Annotated in this window: 17 protein-coding genes; 8 read left to right on the plus strand and 9 right to left on the minus strand. The window is 63.0% G+C overall.

Translation table 11 applies throughout. From position 1 onward, the window contains the following. Positions 1 to 14 precede the first annotated feature (14 nt). On the plus strand, positions 15 to 272 hold the full coding sequence (locus tag ACODR6_RS21665) for a hypothetical protein (protein ID WP_489024386.1): 258 nt from the start codon (positions 15 to 17) through the stop codon (positions 270 to 272). A gap of 3 nt (positions 273 to 275) precedes the next feature. On the opposite strand, the gene ACODR6_RS21670 is transcribed toward ACODR6_RS21665, so the two are convergent. After that, positions 276 to 2327 carry an ATP-binding protein gene (locus tag ACODR6_RS21670; RefSeq protein ID WP_199629141.1) on the minus strand — a complete coding sequence of 684 codons (2052 nt, stop codon included), beginning with the start codon at positions 2325 to 2327 and terminating at the stop codon, positions 276 to 278. 348 nt (positions 2328 to 2675) lie between these two features. On the opposite strand from ACODR6_RS21670, the gene ACODR6_RS21675 reads away from it, so the two are divergent. Together ACODR6_RS21675 and ilvN are read left to right on the plus strand one after the other, a co-directional pair. Continuing rightward, positions 2676 to 4472: an acetolactate synthase 3 large subunit gene (locus ACODR6_RS21675; RefSeq protein WP_489024389.1), complete on the plus strand. Its 1797-nt coding sequence runs from the start codon at positions 2676 to 2678 to the stop codon at positions 4470 to 4472. A 22-nt stretch (positions 4473 to 4494) separates the two neighbouring features. Next, positions 4495 to 5067 carry an acetolactate synthase small subunit gene (gene ilvN / locus ACODR6_RS21680; RefSeq protein WP_489024391.1) on the plus strand — a complete coding sequence of 191 codons (573 nt, stop codon included), beginning with the start codon at positions 4495 to 4497 and terminating at the stop codon, positions 5065 to 5067. Positions 5068 to 5132: 65 nt separating this feature from the next. Here ilvN and ACODR6_RS21685 read toward each other — a convergent pair whose 3' ends face one another. Continuing rightward, entirely contained in the window at positions 5133 to 5981 is an 849-nt protein-coding gene (locus tag ACODR6_RS21685) for an aldo/keto reductase (protein ID WP_130278044.1), read from the minus strand. Positions 5982 to 6144: 163 nt separating this feature from the next. On the opposite strand from ACODR6_RS21685, the gene ACODR6_RS21690 reads away from it, so the two are divergent. The 4 genes from ACODR6_RS21690 to ACODR6_RS21705 all read left to right on the plus strand — a co-directional run bounded on the left by ACODR6_RS21690 (position 6145) and on the right by ACODR6_RS21705 (position 8487). Next, complete coding sequence (locus ACODR6_RS21690) at positions 6145 to 6738, plus strand: LysE family translocator (RefSeq protein WP_489024394.1); 594 nt, start codon at positions 6145 to 6147, stop codon at positions 6736 to 6738. 66 nt (positions 6739 to 6804) lie between these two features. Next, on the plus strand, positions 6805 to 7473 hold the full coding sequence (gene nthA / locus ACODR6_RS21695; protein WP_489024396.1) for a nitrile hydratase subunit alpha: 669 nt from the start codon (positions 6805 to 6807) through the stop codon (positions 7471 to 7473). Then, positions 7470 to 8129 (plus strand): nitrile hydratase subunit beta, encoded by a 660-nt coding sequence (gene nthB / locus ACODR6_RS21700; RefSeq protein ID WP_489024398.1) that lies wholly within the window; start codon positions 7470 to 7472, stop codon positions 8127 to 8129. The genes nthA and nthB overlap by 4 nt, the downstream gene beginning before the upstream one ends. After that, positions 8116 to 8487 (plus strand): nitrile hydratase accessory protein, encoded by a 372-nt coding sequence (locus ACODR6_RS21705; RefSeq protein ID WP_203428581.1) that lies wholly within the window; start codon positions 8116 to 8118, stop codon positions 8485 to 8487. The genes nthB and ACODR6_RS21705 overlap by 14 nt, the downstream gene beginning before the upstream one ends. Here the strand turns inward: ACODR6_RS21705 and ACODR6_RS21710 are convergent. The 6 genes from ACODR6_RS21710 to ACODR6_RS21735 form a co-directional block, all read right to left on the minus strand. Beyond that, entirely contained in the window at positions 8484 to 9266 is a 783-nt protein-coding gene (locus tag ACODR6_RS21710) for an anti-sigma factor family protein (RefSeq protein ID WP_489024401.1), read from the minus strand. The two genes, ACODR6_RS21705 and ACODR6_RS21710, sit on opposite strands and share 4 nt — an antisense overlap. Then, on the minus strand, positions 9263 to 9778 hold the full coding sequence (locus ACODR6_RS21715; protein WP_489024403.1) for an RNA polymerase sigma factor: 516 nt from the start codon (positions 9776 to 9778) through the stop codon (positions 9263 to 9265). Before ACODR6_RS21715 ends, ACODR6_RS21710 begins: the two co-directional genes overlap by 4 nt. 10 nt (positions 9779 to 9788) lie before the next feature. After that, positions 9789 to 10169 (minus strand): COG4315 family predicted lipoprotein, encoded by a 381-nt coding sequence (locus tag ACODR6_RS21720; protein ID WP_203428582.1) that lies wholly within the window; start codon positions 10167 to 10169, stop codon positions 9789 to 9791. An 81-nt stretch (positions 10170 to 10250) separates the two neighbouring features. Next, positions 10251 to 10961 carry a TfuA-like protein gene (locus tag ACODR6_RS21725; RefSeq protein ID WP_489024405.1) on the minus strand — a complete coding sequence of 237 codons (711 nt, stop codon included), beginning with the start codon at positions 10959 to 10961 and terminating at the stop codon, positions 10251 to 10253. Continuing rightward, entirely contained in the window at positions 10958 to 12160 is a 1203-nt protein-coding gene (locus ACODR6_RS21730) for a YcaO-like family protein (protein WP_489024407.1), read from the minus strand. The genes ACODR6_RS21725 and ACODR6_RS21730 overlap by 4 nt, the downstream gene beginning before the upstream one ends. A gap of 17 nt (positions 12161 to 12177) precedes the next feature. Next, the gene (locus ACODR6_RS21735) at positions 12178 to 12729 is read right to left on the minus strand and encodes a DUF922 domain-containing Zn-dependent protease (RefSeq protein WP_203430111.1); all 552 of its coding nucleotides are present in this window, start codon (positions 12727 to 12729) and stop codon (positions 12178 to 12180) included. 173 nt (positions 12730 to 12902) lie between these two features. Here ACODR6_RS21735 and ACODR6_RS21740 point away from each other — a divergent pair, with 173 nt between their 5' ends. Then, entirely contained in the window at positions 12903 to 14030 is a 1128-nt protein-coding gene (locus ACODR6_RS21740; protein ID WP_130278053.1) for an ATP-dependent DNA helicase, read from the plus strand. A gap of 42 nt (positions 14031 to 14072) precedes the next feature. On the opposite strand, the gene ACODR6_RS21745 is transcribed toward ACODR6_RS21740, so the two are convergent. After that, entirely contained in the window at positions 14073 to 14765 is a 693-nt protein-coding gene (locus ACODR6_RS21745; protein WP_112715323.1) for a MerR family transcriptional regulator, read from the minus strand. Positions 14766 to 14963: the final 198 nt, after the last annotated feature.

The raw sequence follows: 14963 nt of genomic DNA on the forward strand, positions 1-14963 counted from the left end.
TCTGGAGAAACTCCATGAACAACTTTCTGGCCAAGACGCTTGCTTCCATCAATGCAATCATCGCCGTCATCATCCTGGCATTCTCGACATTTTCAGCCGGAGCGGCCGCGTCTGCTCAGGGTGGATCGGGAATGTTCCTGGTTGGCGCGCTGTTCGGTGCCATCGGCGGTATCGTGCTTGCGTCGCTGATCTGCGGCACAATCGCTTTTCTGACACTGATCGAACGGCATCTCAGCGTGCTTGCTGCCGCGACCAAATCGCGGACTGCGTAAGCATCAATCCTTGTTGTAAAGGCTGCTCAGCGGCTTCCTGAGGATGCTTTCGCGCAGGGAAGAGGTGCCGGGTTCGCGGCGCTGGACTGTCGGTGCCGGTTCCTGATTGCCGAAGGAGCGGGGCTGGCCGGCTTCCTCGCGGCGCATTTCACGGCGCAGCGCCTCCAGGCGGCTGTCGATCGATCCGGCGGCTGCCGGCTGCGGATCCTGCGGCGCGTAGCTGCGCGGCAGCATATCCGGGCGGTAGGGCTCGTTCAGCGACATCGATGGCGTGGCGGCGGCCGGCAGCGGATAGGCTTGGCCCTCCGGCGGCTCCTCGTCGTCGAACAGCATGTCGCTCTGGACCGAGGCGTTGTAGCTGTTTTGGAAATTCGAGATATCCGGGCCGGCGGCGCCGCTGACGGCGCGCATGCGGGTGACGATCTTGCGCAGATCGACGGTATCGGGATCTTCCTCGGACTGCTTTGCCGTTGCGCCATGGGCTTTCGGCAGCAGGTTCTGCGCAACGCGCGAGAAGCGCATTCGCATGGGAACGCTGATCGCCTCGCCGAAGGCGATCGCTTCGCCGTTGCCGATCGAGGAGATGAAGCTGGTCGTCGAGATCGACGAATTCGGGATCGCCGAGCGGATGATTTCCTGGTCGCGGTCGTTGGACAGACGCATGGCAAACAGCGTCGAGCACTGCGACAGGATCGTCTGGTCGAGTTCGCCCGGGCGCTGGGTGATGATGCCAAGCGAGACGCCGTATTTGCGGCCTTCCTTGGCGATGCGGGCGATGGCCTGGCGGGTCGGCACGAAACCGAGCGTTGGATCAGCCGGAATATAGCGGTGCGCTTCCTCGCAGACTACCAGCATATGGATCGCGCCTTCGCTCCAGAGGCCGATTTCGAAGGCCATGCGGCAGAGCACGGACGCGACGGAATTGACGACTTCCGACGGGATGCCGGAGAGCTGGAAGGTGCAGATCGGGCGGCCTTCGCCCGGGATGCGGAAGATCTGCGCCACGGTCTCCACAATCGTGTCGGAGATCGTGTTGTTGGAGAACATGAAGTGGTAGCGCGGGTCGTTGATGGCGGCGATGATGCGCATCTTCAGCGACCGCAGGAACGGCTTTTCGGCACGGCCTTCGAGGCGGCCGATGCGCTCGTCGATCAGTGCCAGGAGATCGGCCATGCGATAGGGCACCGGCGTATCAGCGGTGATCGAGCTTTTCTCCGTCGTGCGGCGCACCAGCGAGCTGTCGCTGCCGCGGAAGGCGCGCTTGGCCTCCGGCATGATGTCGCGCAGCATGTCGAGCTCTTCCGGCACCGGCGGGCGGCCGCGGAAGACCACTTCGGCGAATTCCTCGAGCCGCATCAGCCAGAAGGGCAGGTCGAGCGTGTCGGTGTCGATGACGACGGAATGCTTGGGGAAGGCCGCGGCAAATTCGTTATGCGGATCGAGGATCAGCACGCGCAGCTTCGGATCGGCCTCGATCGCCTTGTGCAGCAGCAGCGACACCGCCGTCGACTTGCCGACGCCGGTCGAGCCGACGATGGCGAAATGCTTCGACAGCATCGAGGGCACATGGATCGCCGCGTCGATGCTTTCGTCCTGGGTGAGGTTGCCGATCACGGCGGTCGCGCCGGCACCGGCATCATAGATGCGCATCAGGTCGGCAGAGCGGATCCGGTGGGCGATGGCGCCGAGATAGGGGTAGCGTGAGATGCCGGTCGAGAATTCCTCGCGGCCGTCTTCATCGACGCGGACTTCGCCGAGGAGCTCGGCCTCGATGCTGAAGCCGTTGTCTTCACCTTCGCCCCACATGTGGGAGCCGGTGTTCATCTGATAGACGAGGGCGACGACGCGGTTGCGCCCGACGCTGATCGAAATCAGCCGTCCGACGGACCAGAGTTCGGTGAGATCGGTGCCGCCGCCTTCGGCGATTGCGGCGATCGTCGTGCGGGAACCGCTGCATGCGACGACACGGCCCAGAAAGCGGTTACCCCGCGCCTGGCTATCGCGGCGGTCATGCTCGCCGGCTTTCCCTGACGTCTGCAAGTCGTTGTTGAGCAACGGCCTACTCCCTGCGTTAGCGATCCAAGATATGACTTATCTTTTAATAAATGGTTCCGGCCCTTAATTCTGGAGGGTAAGAACCTGTAGATGGCGCCGCCGGACGCGTCGTTTTTTTATTTCGGCAAGCGTTGACGCTGCGAAATTTTCTGTCTATCACTTGCGCCCATGAAAATCGCAGCAGCTCTTATTGTGGTGGGAAAGCGCATGGGCAGGATGGTGTAACCATCCGGCGATAGCCACCCATGCGCTAGATGACAGGCTCCCTCAGGGGCCTTTTTTTATGCCTGAAATTCAGGCTTGCCGACCACAAAACTTAAATCCCAGCAGTCAGAACGGAACAGAGAAATGACGGGCACGGACAATCAGACGGCAGATAGCAATCGGATGACGGGAGCGGAGATCGTACTCCGGGCGCTGAAGGACAACGGCGTCGAGCATATCTTCGGATATCCGGGTGGTGCCGTGCTTCCGATCTATGACGAAATCTTCCAGCAGGACGAGATCAAGCACATTCTCGTCCGCCACGAGCAGGGCGCCGGCCACGCGGCCGAAGGTTATGCCCGCTCGACCGGCAAGGTCGGCGTCATGCTGGTCACCTCCGGCCCGGGCGCGACCAATGCCGTTACGCCGCTGCAGGACGCGCTGATGGATTCCGTCCCGCTCGTCTGCCTCAGCGGCCAGGTTCCGACCTCGCTGATCGGCTCCGACGCCTTCCAGGAAGCCGATACCGTCGGGATCACCCGCCCGTGCACCAAGCACAACTGGCTGGTCAAGGACGTCAACCAGCTGGCGGCCATCATCCACGAAGCCTTCCGTATTGCCCAGTCGGGCCGTCCGGGCCCGGTTCTGGTCGATATTCCGAAGGACATCCAGTTCGCGACCGGCACCTACACGCCGCCGTCCGCCCATGTCATCCAGAAGAGCTACCAGCCGAAGGTCCAGGGCGATCTGAACCAGATCCACGCGGCAATCGAGATGATGGCGAATGCCCGCCGTCCGATCATCTACAGCGGCGGCGGCGTCATCAATTCCGGCCCGGAAGCCTCCAAGCTGCTGCGCGAGCTGGTCGAGCTCACCGATTTCCCGATCACCTCGACGCTGATGGGCCTCGGCGCCTATCCGGCATCCGGCAAGAACTGGCTGAAGATGCTCGGCATGCACGGCTCCTACGAAGCCAACATGGCGATGCATGATTGCGACGTCATGGTCTGCATCGGCGCCCGTTTCGACGACCGCATCACCGGCCGCATCAACGCCTTCTCGCCGAACTCGAAGAAGATCCATATCGACATCGATCCGTCGTCGATTAACAAGAACGTCCGCGCCGACATTCCGATCCGCGGCGACGTCGGCAATATCCTCGAGGATATGGTCCGCCTGTGGCGGGCTCTGCCGAACAAGCCGGCAAAGACCCAGACGGCGGACTGGTGGGCCGATATCGCCCGCTGGCGCGCCCGCAACTCCTTCGCCTACACGAAGAACAACGACGTCATCATGCCGCAATATGCGCTTGAGCGTCTCTATGAACTGACCAAGGATCGCGACACCTACATCACGACCGAAGTCGGTCAGCACCAGATGTGGGCCGCGCAGTTCTACGGCTTCGAGAAGCCGAACCGCTGGATGACCTCGGGTGGCTTGGGCACCATGGGCTACGGCCTGCCGGCAGCGCTCGGCGTCCAGATCGCCCACCCGGAAAGCCTGGTTATCGACATTGCTGGCGATGCCTCGATCCAGATGTGCATCCAGGAAATGTCGGCCGCGATCCAGTATGACGCGCCGATCAAGATCTTCATCATGAACAACCAGTACATGGGCATGGTGCGCCAGTGGCAGCAGCTGCTGCACGGCAACCGCCTGTCGAACTCCTATACCGAAGCGATGCCTGATTTCGTCAAGCTCGCCGAGGCCTATGGCGCTGTCGGCCTGCGTTGCGAAAAGCCCGAGGATCTCGATGCGACCATCCAGGAGATGATCGACGTCAAGAAGCCGGTCATCTTCGATTGCCGCGTTGCCAATCTCGCCAACTGCTTCCCGATGATCCCGTCGGGCAAGGCACATAACGAGATGCTGCTGCCCGATGAAGCGACCGACGAAGCCGTCGCCAACGCCATCGACGCCAAGGGCCGTCAGCTCGTCTGATCGAAGTAGAGGAAACAAGACCATGAACGCACACCTTCAACCCACCGGTTCCGCCTACTTCATCTCCCCGGAAACGGCCGCCGCCGAGAGCCATACGCTCTCGGTACTGGTCGATAACGAACCGGGCGTCCTCGCCCGCGTCATCGGCCTGTTCTCCGGCCGCGGCTACAACATCGAAAGCCTGACCGTTTCCGAAACCGAGCATCAGGCGCATCTGTCGCGCATCACCATCGTCACCCGCGGCACGCCGCAAGTTCTCGATCAGATCAAGGCACAGCTGGAACGCATCGTTCCGGTTCACCGCGTGGTCGACCTGACGGTGCGTGCCCGCGAGCTCGGCCAGGACCGGCCGATCGAGCGTGAAGTCGCGCTGATCAAGGTGGTGGGCGAAGGCGATGCCCGCGCCGAGACGCTGCGCCTTGCCGATGCGTTCCACGCCAAGGTCGTCGACGCCACCGTCGATCATTTCATCCTGGAAATTACCGGCAAGTCCTCGAAGATCGACCAGTTCGTCTCGGTCATGAAGCCGCTCGGCCTCATCGAAGTCTGCCGCACGGGTATCGCGGCGATGAACCGCGGCGCGCAGGGCATGTAAGCCCAACGCCGATTACGGAATTAAGAGAGCGCCCGGGTTTGATGCCCGGGCGTTTTCATTTTGCGTCACAGCATCTCCAGCGAGGACTTTCGCGCGGGCGGCGGGAAGGCGGCGTCGAGGGCGGACCAGTCCTCGTCGCTGAGATCGAGCGAGACGCTTTCGCGGTTTTCGCTCGTGCGCGCTGCCGACGAGGTCTTCGGGATGGGGATGACGCCGTCGCGTTCAAGCAAGAAGGCGAGCGCCACCTGCGCCGGGGTCGCCTGATTGGCCTTGGCGATGCGGATCAGTTCGGGCTTGTGCAGGATGCGGCCCTGTTCGATCGGCGAATAGGCCATGACCGGCACGCCGTATTTCTGGCACCAGGGCAGGAGGTCATATTCAATGCCTCGGCGGGCGAGATTGTAGAGCACCTGATTGGCGGCGCATTTGCGCCCGCCGGGCACGGAAAACAGCTCCTCCATATCGGCGGTGTCGAAATTCGAGACGCCCCAGGCGCCGATCTTGCCGGCGTCCTCCAGGTCTTCGAAGGCCTCGACCGTCTCTTCCAGCGGGTGCTCGCCGCGCCAGTGCAGGAGATAGAGATCGATGCGATCGATGCCCAAGCGCGAGAGGCTGCGGTTACAGGCCTCGATCGTGCCGGTGCGGCTGGCATTGTGGGGATAGACCTTGCTGGTGATGAACACCTTGTCGCGCTGGCCCTTGATGGCGCGGCCGACGATGCGCTCGGCGCCCCCTTCGCCGTACATTTCGGCGGTGTCGATCAGCGTCATGCCGAGATCGATGCCGGCCTTCAGGCTTGATATCTCGCGTTCGGATTCGGTGCCCCGTTCGCCCATGTTCCAGGTGCCCTGACCGAGCGCGGGCACTTCGATGCCGTTGGGGAAGGTGATGGTCGGGATCGGGTCTTCCTGCATGGCTTTGCCTTTCCGGGTTGTGAAGACGGAGATTGCGCAGATACTCCATCTTTCAAGCAATTGTGTCACGGTGACAATCATCTGCTGGCGAAGGAAAAATAGGACAGTTAGGCTGACCTAATAAGCGGATCGCGGCAACAAGCGGTCGCTCTGGGAGAAGACGATGCCTTTGGACACTTTCGCAGCCCTGGTGCTGTTTGCCTTCACGACGTCGATCACGCCGGGGCCGAACAACATGATGCTGTTCACCTCGGGCGTGAATTTCGGCTTCCGCCGGACGATCCCGCATATGCTGGGGATCGGCGCGGGCTTCCTGTCGCTGCTGCTGGGTGTCGGCCTCGGGCTCGGCGCGCTGCTGCATACCGTGCCGTTGCTCTATACCGTGCTGAAATTCGCCGGCGGCGCCTATCTGCTGTGGATCGCCTGGAAGATCGGCTCGTCGCGGTCGCTGAGCGAGGGCAAGACGAGTGCGGCGCCGATGTCCTTCCTGTCGGCGGCGGCCTTCCAGTGGATCAATCCGAAGGCCTGGGTGATGGCGGTGACCGCCATGGCGACCTATACCGATCCGGAGCTCTATTTCATCAGCGTGCTGATCGTCGGCTTTGCCTTTGCGCTGGTCAATGTGCCGAGCGTTTCGACCTGGGCAGGGTTCGGCTCGGCGCTGCGCGACTGGCTTTCCGATCCCAAGAGGCTCAAGTGGTTCAACATCACCATGGCGCTGCTGCTCGTGCTCAGCCTGTGGCCGATGCTGAAGTGATTTTCGTGGCTTGGCGCGGAAGCGGCAAGCGCCTAAACAGGATTGCAAAGCGCGGAGGGGACAGTCATGCACGATCACGACGACGATCACCATCATCATGGTCACCACCACGATCATGACCACGGGCATGATCATGACCACGACAACCGCTATACCGACATGCAGGCGCGTGTCAGGGCGCTGGAGACGGTGCTGACGCAGAAGGGGCTGATCGATCCCGCTGCGATCGACGCCATCGTCGAGACCTACGAGACGAAGATCGGGCCGCGCAACGGGGCGCGGGTCGTCGCCAAAGCCTGGAGCGATGCTGCCTTTGCCGAATGGCTGAAGCAGGATGCGACGGCGGCGATCGCCAGCCTCGGTTATACCGGCCGCCAGGGCGAGCATATGCGCGCCGTGTTCAACACGCCCGATACCCACAATCTCGTCGTCTGCACGCTGTGCTCCTGCTATCCGTGGTCGGTGCTCGGTCTGCCGCCGGTCTGGTACAAGGCGCCGGCCTATCGCTCGCGCGCCGTCATCGATCCGCGCGGTGTGCTTGCCGAATTCGGCGTGACGCTGCCGGAGGAGAAGAAGATCCGCGTGTGGGATTCGACGGCCGAGCTTCGCTATCTCGTCATTCCTGAGCGCCCCGTGGGCACTGATGGCCTCGGTGAGGAGGCGCTTGCCGATCTCGTCAGCCGCGATGCGATGATCGGCACCGGGATTGCCGCAACGCCCGGAGCGGGCGCATGAACGGCCCGCACGATCTCGGTGGGCAGATGGGGTTCGGGCCGGTGGCGCCCGAGCCGAACGAGCCATACTTTCATGCCGAATGGGAAAAGCGGGCGCTCGGCGTCGTGCTGTCCTGCGGTGCCTGCGGCGCCTGGACGATCGATGAAAGCCGCCACGCCCGCGAGAGCATTCCGCCGGCACAATATCTCTCGGCCAGCTATTACGAGATCTGGACGCGGGCTTTGGAAGTGCTTCTGGAGCGCCACGGTTTCGCGACGCAGGCGGAGATCGCCGATGGTCACAAGCGTGATGACGGCGCGGTGCCGAAGCGGGTGCTGAAGGCCGATATGGTGGCCGGCGTGCTGGCCAAGGGCGCGCCCTGTGACCGGCAGGTCGAGACGGCCGCACGCTTTGTTGTCGGGCAGGCGGTGCGGACGCGGAACTTCAATCCGGAAACCCATACGCGCCTGCCGCGCTACGCGCGTGCCAAGACCGGCGTCGTCGAGGCCGTCCAGGGCTCCTTCGTGTTTCCCGACGATCACGCCCATGGAAAGGGCGAGAACCCGGAATGGGTCTATACGGTCGTCTTCGATGGTGGCGAGATATGGGGCGAGGGCGCCGATCCGTCGCTGACGGTGTCGATCGATGCCTGGGAGAGCTATCTTGAGCCAGTGTGATCAGGTGTCACCGCTGCGGGACTCGCCGCAGCTGCCGAAATCGGCCGAGGGCGATCCGGTGTTTCCGGAGCCCTGGGCGGCGGAGGCCTTCGCGATCACCGTGCATCTGCATGAGCGCGGATTGTTCGCGTGGAGCGAGTGGGCGGAGACGCTGTCAGCCGAACTGCACAAGCCCGGCCGCGCCGCCGATGGTGCTGACTATTTCGATTGCTGGGTTGCTGCGCTGTCGCAGATCGTCGCCAGCAAGGGCGTAACCGATGCCGCGACGATCCTGTCGCTGCAGGAAAGCTGGCAGCGCGCCGCCGAAGCGACGCCGCATGGCCGGCCGATCGAGCTCGCCAACGATCCGCAACGTTAGGACGGGAACTGCCGGTAGCACTCCTCGGCGATCTGGCGCAGCAGGTCGCGGGAGATTTCGCCGGTGACGGCATAGCCGAGCTCGCCGTCGATCCAGTAGAAGGTCTCCAGATTGTCGGCGGAGGCGAAGCGGAAGCTTGTGGTGCGATTGCCGGCATTGCGGCCGACCAGCACCGTCAGGCGCTCGCCGCCCTGATCCTCATACATGAACATCGCTCCCGGCTTGCCATCGACCGGCAGCAGGCGACCGCCAACGAGATGGAAGCCGAGCGCCTGCAGATCGGGCACCTTCAGGTTCTGGATCGCCAGCCGCTTGCCGAGCCAGGTGGCGAGATGGGCTTCCTCGTTGGCAAAGACCTCGACGGGGTGGCGGACCTCGCTTGCATAGACGAGGAAGGCGTTCTGGGCCTGCTGCGGCAGGGTCTCGGACGCCGTGAGCTGCAGCTCCGGCTTTTCGAGCAGAGCCGGACCGTAACGGCCGCTCAGCGCGCCGGCGGCGAAGATGGCGGCGATGGAGGCGGCGATTGCGGCGCGGCGCGGCCATGAGGAGCGCGCCCTATGCGGGCTGACGAGAAGGGCATCGTCAGGGCGGGTCGCGGCGTAAGGGCCGAACATCTTCTGGATTGCAGCACTCTGCGATTGCCATTCGGCTACAGTGGCGGCCTCATCGGGATTGTCCTTCAGCCATGCCTCGATGCGGGCGCGTTCGGCTTCCGCCAACTGGCCGTCGGCATAGGCATGCAGGTCCGCTTCGGTCACGGTCGGGTTGGTCTCGCTCATTTCGGTCTCCGAAGCGTAATCACATTATCGGCCTTCATTCTTTCGGCAACGCGCTGTCGGGCGCGTGACAGGCGCGACATCACCGTACCAACCGGGATATCGAGGGCGGTGGCGACTTCGCTATAGGTGTAGCCCTCGATGACGACCAGCATCAGCACGGCGCGGTTTTCTTCCGAGAGGCTGTTCAGCGCATCTTCCAGGCGGGCGCGCTCCAGCGGATCGGACGGCGTCTCGGGCGAGGCGATGTTTTCGGCCGTATCGAGATCGACGGTCATGCTGCGCGGGCCGGGGCGGCGGGCATTGCGGTAGAGATTGGTCATGATCGTCAGCGCCCAGCCGCGCAGGTTCAGGCCGCGCCATTGCGAGCGGCGGGCGAGTACCTTTTCGACGCAGTCCTGCAGCAGATCCTCGCCTTCGGCATCGGAGCGGGTCAGGCTTCGCGAATAGCGCCGGAGCGAGGGAAGGAGGGCCAGGATCTGGCCCTCGAATGTTTCGGGTGCAGGTGTTTTCACGCGCGGATACTCAGGGCTTGGCAAGATCCCAGTTGCCGCCGACGCCATCGCCGGTGATATCGCCCTTCTTCTTGTCCTTGACCCAGAAGTAGAGCGGCATGCCGTCCTTGGCCCACTGTTTCGTCCCGTCCTTGCGATCGATGATCGAATATGCACCATCTGGCTTGGCATCGCCAGCGGCAGCGAGCGGCGGCCAGTTCTTGGCGCAATCGCCATTGCAGTTGGACGTGTCCTTGGCGTCCTTCTTGAAGGTGTAGAGCGTCATGCCGTTTTCGCCTGCGAGCACCTTGCCCTTGGCGGATTCGACGGTCTGGACGGGGGCGGCTGCAAAGGCGGCGGTGGCAGCGGCTGCGGCAACGGCAAATGCGGTTGCGAAGGTTACGATCTTCATGTGGGTCTCTCCTCACGTTCGGCAGGCTTTCTTGCTTTGCCGGACATGAGACACGCGGGGCGGCGATTTTATTCCGCGCTGTCACGCATTTCTTTCGAGGGCGTCCCAGAGCGTGGTCTTTTTGAAGCGCCAGTTCTCTGGCGGGACGGAGTATGCATCGGGCGCAGCGATCACTGCTGCGAGCAGTTCCTCGGCATCGCGGCGCTTCTGATCGATGGCGTTGGCGGCGATCAATCGCATCAGTTCTTCTGCACGCGCAGCTTCGATTTGCGCTGCCGCGAGAATGGATTTCCAGGTTCGCAGTTTGAAGAAGATTGCTCTGGCGTTGTGACCGAGGATCCGCTGTTCCTCATGGCTGATCAACCCGCGCGCCAGCATGTCACCAAGTGTGGACACGACATTGACGAACGGTTCGCTGAGCGAGCGGTAGCCGAGTTCGCCGGGCGCATGCAGCTGGGCGACGGCGCTGTCGTCTTCGAGCGCGCCGCTGGCATACATCTCATAGATCCGGCCGATGCCGGTCATGCCATAGGCGGCACATTCGGCGGCGCGGAGCGCGCCCATGCTGGCGGCGCCGAAGACGCAGATGCCCTGCGACAGGGCGAAGAGGATTTCCTTGTGCCAGATGGGGGCGGCATATTCGAAGTAACCGTCGACGATGCCGATGACGGTCGCGCCGTCCTTTGCGGCACGGAAGACGTCGCCCTGCGATGCCGGGGGGCGGATATCGATCTCGCCGCTTGCAAGCTTGCCGGCATTCGGAAGCGTCGGGCCGACGAAGACAGTCTTCATAGGAACTCCATCGATCGCGAGATGGCGCGCGGGCCGAAGCGGTGCTTGCGATTGCCCTCGGGATTTTCGAGAGCGGGGACGAAGACTTTCGAGACGGCAATCGGCAGGCCGGGCTCCTGGAGCTCAATGGCGATGGCGGGACCGAGGCCTGTGGCGCTGAGCTTTTCGAGGGTCACGGCGAGGAGCGCGGCAGCGCCGAACGGAAGGTCGCTATTTGCTATCCTCATGTCCCGAACGGGGGCGTTGAATAACGCTCGTATCGCTTCCGGCAGCGGCCGTGCAAAGACCTCGGGCAGGATGTCGTCCCGGGCGCCGCTGATAAAGGTCAGGCGTGATTGTGCGGCTTCGGTGATGGCGCGGATGGCGGCGCGGACGGGATTGGGATGGCAGCCGCATCCGTGGGTGACGTCGACGAAGCGGACATGTCTTGCCTCGGTGACATTGCCGGGGCCGAGCAGGGCAGCGATGCAGGGGATACCGATATCGCTGGTGACGTCGAAGAGGCGGAGCGAAAGACTGGCCATAGCGATGCGCTCGCAGAGGCTGTCGATTGCCGGATCGCCGAACGTTTCAGGTGCCAGCGCTTCGATTTGGCTCGGTGGCGTCATCTGCCACAGAGCGTAGGCGTCGCGTTCGATCCGTTCGAGGAGAGCGTGGAGCCTGGCTTCCTCGACGGTGTTGCCGGATGCGAGGCCGTCGGAGGATTGCCAGAAGCGGCAGTCATGCTGGGTCCGGTCGAGCGGGATCGCGTCCCTGGGGACGTAGATGGTGGCGCCGTCCTCGAGGCTCGTGCCGGCGACCCATTCCAGTCGCTCATCGGCTTCGATGTCGTCGTGGCCGGCTGCTATCAGTTCGTTCAGCGGATGCCAGCGGGCGCCCGATGCGGAGAGATTGGCGCCGGTCGAGAGCCTGCCCGTCAGATGCGGCTCGCCCGCTATCGCGCGCTCCAGTGCCTCCATGGCGGCGGACACTTTTGCGTCCGTATCGGTGAGACCCTTGCCCTGGTTGATGACGATCGAGCGGGCGTTGGGAACGATGGCGTTCCAGACGGGGATGCGGATGCAATCGAGGCCGGTGACGCGGGCGAGGCGGGTGATACCGTAGCGGAGGAGCAGTGGAGCGATGCGGGCAAGCGTTTCCTCCGGCGCGCAGGCGCGGTCCGAATAGATGCCGGAATTCTGACGCTCTACCTCCGTCACATCCCTTCCTTCTGATATCAGGGGCCGTTGACCAGCTTCAGGATCAATGTCTGGACATTGCCGCCGTCGCCCATCTCCACCTTGTCGAAATCGCGGCCCTGCTGGCGCTGGTGGCCGGAGAGTTCGCCGAGCCGCTGCTGCAGGGTGACGCGGATCTTCTTGCATTGCGGATCGTCGGCTGCCGTCAGGCCGAAGCTGAAGGCCTCGATCTCTCTGACCATCTCCTTGATCGTCTCGCCATGCCAGTGCTCGTGCGTTTCGACGCCTGCGAGGAAGCTCTGCCAGCTGGCCTTGACGGCGGGCGGCAGGTCGCCCGATGGCTTCGGCAGCGTGTAGGTGATGATCAGCTTGGGGCGCGCCACCGTGATCTTGCAGGCATTGTCCGGCTGCACTTCGTATTTGCGGGTCCAGGTGAGCTTGAAGGTCGTGTGCGCGATCACCCGGCCATTGCCGGCGGCGGGGCCGCGCTCGCCGATCGACTGGTAGAGCTCGGCGCCTGTTCGGCCCGATATCGCATAGGTCTTGATCTGCTCGACGGGCTGCCAGTCCGCATGAGCGGCGGCGGGCATCGCGAGCGATGCCGTGATCAGAGCAAGGCCTGCAATATTCTTCACGCGATTCCCCTTCGATGCGAGTTCTGCGAGACTAAGGGCGAGGGCGGCACCTTTCAATCTCGGCCTTGCGCAACTGCGAGGCGTTTTCGCCTTGCGTCCGGCTCGCGAATCCTGCCAAGTCGATCATCATGCAATTTGCTCCGCAACAGGATGAAGCCCTGAAGGCCGTTTCGAAATGGCTGAAGGAGGGCAGGTCACCGCTCTTCCGTCTTTTCGGCTATGCCGGAACGGGCAAGACGACGCTTGCGCGCCATTTTGCCGAGAATGTCGATGGCGATGTGCTGTTTGCGGCCTTCACCGGCAAGGCGGCGCAGGTGCTGCGCTCGCGGGGCGCTTCGAACGCGAAGACCATCCATTCGCTGATCTACCGGCCGCGCGGCGAGGAAGCCGTTGAGGATGAGGAGACCGGCAAGACCTCGATCGCGCCGATGTTCACCATCAACCGGCAGAGCCCCGTCGCCAAGGCGGCGCTGATCATCGTCGACGAATGCTCGATGGTGGACGAGGCGCTCGGCAGGGACCTGATGAGCTTCGGCACGCCGATCCTGGTGCTCGGCGATCCCGGCCAGTTGCCGCCGGTTTCGGGTGGCGGCTATTTCACCAATCAGGATCCCGATTATCTGCTGACGGATATCCACCGCCAGGCCCGCGACAATCCGATCATCAAGCTCGCCATGCAGGTGCGCGAGGGCAACGAGATCATGTATGGCGACTATGGGGCTGCGCAGGTGATCTCGAAGAACGAGGTCAATCAGGCGCTGGTGATGGATGCTGACCAGGTGCTTGTCGGCACCAACCGGACGCGGCGGCGCTATAATCAGCGGCTGCGCGAGCTGAAGGGCTTTTCGGCTGATTATCCGCAGACCGGCGACAAGCTCGTCTGCCTGCGCAACGACCCGGCCAAGGGGCTGCTCAACGGCTCGCTCTGGCAGGTGATGACGTCGTCGAAGGAGACGACGAAGCCGGGGATCAACCTGCTGATCCGCCCAGAAGACGACGACATGGATCGCGGGGCGGCTAAGATCAAGCTGTTGAAGCAGGCCTTCGAGGATGTCGAAGGCGAGATTCCCTGGAATACCCGCAAGCGCTATGACGAGTTCGATTACGGCTATGCGTTGACCGTCCACAAGGCGCAGGGTTCGCAGTGGAACAATGTCGTGCTGTTCGACGAAAGCTGGGCTTTCCGCGATACGCGCGAGCGCTGGCTCTACACGGCGATTACGCGCGCGGCCGAGACGCTGACGATCGTGCGGTAGTTGGACAGGCGTGGCGGCGCCGTTCCTGTTGGGATTTCTCCGTCAGACCTGGACGATGCCGAGCAGTACGGCCTTGGCGATCGCCTGGAAGCGGTTGTTTGCCCGAAACTTCAGGATGATCGCGGATTCGAGCGCCTTTGCCTCGTCATGGGTCAGATCCAATGCCCTGGCGATGCGTTGCGTCGAATAGCCTTCGGCCATCAGCGACAGGCAGCGGCGTTCCTTGTCCGAGAGACCGGCCGGATCGTCGTTGTCGTTCAGCGGCGGCATGTCGCCCTGGGCGTCGAGATCGAGCAGGTCCCCAACCTGCTGGAGCTGGCGGTGCAGGGTGGACATTTCGGCCGTCAGCTCTCGCTTACGGACGCCGAGCGCCTCTCGGAACATCGCTTCGGCTTCGTCCTGCGAGCGGGCGCGGCGCAGCTCGTCCATCAGGTCCTGAATGACGGCGATCGGCATGCCGGTTTCGCGGCAGACGTTGATGACGGCCATGCGCATCACGTCGTCCTGGCCGTAGACGCGCATCAGGCCGATGCGGTTGGCCGAGAGCAGGCCCTTTTCTTCGTAGAAATGTAAGGTCCTGTGGGTGACACCGAATGCATTCGCCATGTCAGCGATGGGCACCGGTCCATCAGGGAGATCCGGCGGCAGCGCGGCAGAAGGCAGGAACCGGTATTTGGACCGGGCCTCCGAAGCGTTGCCGGCGGCAGCAAACATGCGTTTGGAACCGTCTGGCATGAACCCTCCTAGGGCATACTGTTGCACCTCATGCGGTTGCCAGTTGCTTCGACGGCGCTGTGGAGTGGGGTTTCCTCGAGGCGTTCTTGTCGTTGGGTAAGGAAGCAGTACGCGGCGTACTAAACTCGAACCATATTCTTCACGTTATGCGTGAACGGTCTTTTTTGTAAGTGCTAAAAATAATCGTTTTTAAATAGG

The organism is Rhizobium sp. FG96, from assembly GCF_057808655.1.